1 protein-coding gene is annotated in these 2,389 nt (G+C 42.6%); it reads left to right on the top strand.

All coding sequences use genetic code 11. The features are described from left to right. The first annotated feature begins 627 nt into the window (after positions 1-627). Positions 628-2,301 (top strand): group II intron reverse transcriptase/maturase, encoded by a 1,674-nt coding sequence (gene ltrA, locus IQ247_RS31970; RefSeq protein ID WP_193926212.1) that lies wholly within the window; start codon positions 628-630, stop codon positions 2,299-2,301. The last annotated feature ends 88 nt before the right edge of the window (positions 2,302-2,389 follow it).

Genomic DNA, 2,389 nt, shown 5'->3' with positions numbered 1-2,389 from the left:
AGTGCGACCTGAAAGTCGCACGGGAGAGTGGAAGACTCGTAACAACTTCCCAGGCAAGTGTCCAAACGCCTGTGTCCGTCTTCTCACGGCATCAAGAGTAATCCGGGTGTCGCACAGCGAGAAGAAAAGCCGAACCCTAGTACGTAGTGACCTCGGAAAGGGAGGCAAGGGCAAAACCAATATGGACAGCGAACAGCGAATTTATCTTATGCTTCGTGACGTCGGACTTCCGAAAGTCACTGATTGCGGAAGTGTGGGCTTTGGGATGATGTCATGATCAGCATCATTCGCGGACACCTAGCTCCGGAGTAAAGGTAGAGTCCTAAGTTGGTTGCATCTCTATCCCGTGCGGAACAGGATAACCCCGATAAGGTCTTTGAGTTAGTTTCCATGCTCAGAGTAGGGAAATCGTAAGATGACCATCAACTCCTTAGCGGGTGAGGGAGGTCTTCAGAAGCAAATGCCGGAATGGGGGAAACCTTACTAGGAAAGCCAATACTGGTATAACTCAGCGGATAGGGCAGATTATACATCTGAGATACCCAACTTGAAAGAGTGCTGACAGAAGACTGGTGAATCTCTTGAGAATCAAAGTGAAGGTACTGAACTTATCAAGAAAAGTTAGGTATGACCTCAACAGTCGTAAACGTAATTAATAAGGACTATACTCACTGGCAATCAGTCGATTGGCAGAAAACTAATCGTGTAGTCAAGAACCTGAGACGGCGAATTTTCAAGGCAACTCGTGAGAAACGTTGGAAAACACTCCGAAATTTACAACGGCTTTTAATGAAGTCGTACAGCAACATCCTTCTAGCAGTAAGGAGATGTACTCAAATAAACCAGGGAAAGAAAACCCCTGGTGTAGACGGATTGGTAGTTCTAAATCCTACGGGTAGGGGTATACTAACCGATTCCCTTAAACAATTTATACCGTGGAAACCACTACCAGCCAAGAGAATATACATCCCAAAATCCAAGGGCAAAAAGCGCCCCCTAAGCATCCCTTCCTTAATTGACCGCTGCCTCCAAGCAGTAGTCAAAAATGCTCTAGAACCATGTTGGGAAGCCCAATTTGAAGGCTCAAGTTATGGTTTTAGACCCAGCAGAAGTACCCATGATGCCATAGAAAAGATTTTCTGCGGTATTCGTCCCAACGGACGTAAAAAATGGATAGTAGATGCTGACATTCAAGGATGCTTCGATAACATCAACCACTCCTTTGTTCTCAAACAAATAGGACATTTTCCCGCTCGAAAACTAATTAAACAATGGCTTCAAGCAGGATACGTGGATAATGATGTCTTCCATGCAACAGAAACTGGAACAATGCAGGGGGGTATAATCTCGCCCTTATTAGCCAATATAACTTTGCATGGAATGGAAGACGCACTCGGAATCAAATACGATAAACGGGGACAAATTATTGGCAACTGTATAGTAGTCAGATATGCTGATGACTTTGTTTGCTTATGTGAAACAGAAGACGATGCCCAATTAGCAGTAGAACAACTGAAACCCTGGTTAAGTCAAAGAGGACTACAATTATCAGAGGAAAAAACGCAAATTGTTCATATTACTCAAGGGTTTGACTTTCTAGGACATAACATAAGGCATTACAGAGATAAATCGAGCAAAACTGGCTACAAACTATTAACGAAACCGAGTCAAAAGGCAATCAAAGAAATACGGCATAAAATCCGCCAAACTTGGCTTAAATATAAATCAAATCAAGTCAAGGAATTGATAGCGAAGCTTAATCCCATCATCAGGGGTTGGGCTAACTATCATCGTAAAGGGGTAGCCAGGAAAACTTTTGAAAGCCTAGACCAATGGATGCATACACGTGCTAGAAGATACGCTAAAAGAAAACATCCAAATAAAAATGAAACTTGGAGAAAACAAAAATATTTCGGAAGATTCAACCTGGACAGGAAGGATAAATGGGTATTTGGCGACCACGATAGTGGAATTCATCTACTAAAATTCACTTGGTTTGATATTGAACGCCACGTGCTTATACCTGGAAAATCGTCACCTGATGACCCAAATCCAGAAATTCAAAAATGGTTTAAGTCTAAACGGAAACGAAAGTCCAAGGATTATAAAAAATCATGGCAGAAAATAGCACGAAACCAAAACTACGTGTGTCCCACTTGTAGAGAATCTTTATTCAATGGAGAAGAACTACACGTCCACCATATTATTCCTAAATCAAAGGGAGGTAAGGATACTTACAAAAACCTCCAGCTTGTCCATTTGATGTGTCACCAGCAAATACATTACGGGAAGCCTGCGTGATTTGCTTGAGCCGTGATACTTGGAAAACTTGTAAGTCCGGTTCTTAGGGGGGAAAGGGATAGCAATATCCCCGACCTACCCGACTAAT

The organism is Plectonema cf. radiosum LEGE 06105, assembly GCF_015207665.1.
GTDB classification, from domain to species: domain Bacteria; phylum Cyanobacteriota; class Cyanobacteriia; order Cyanobacteriales; family Nostocaceae; genus Rivularia; species Rivularia radiosa_A.
Note: the sequence above shows the minus strand (reverse complement) of the source record. Positions and strands in the feature narration are given on the sequence as shown.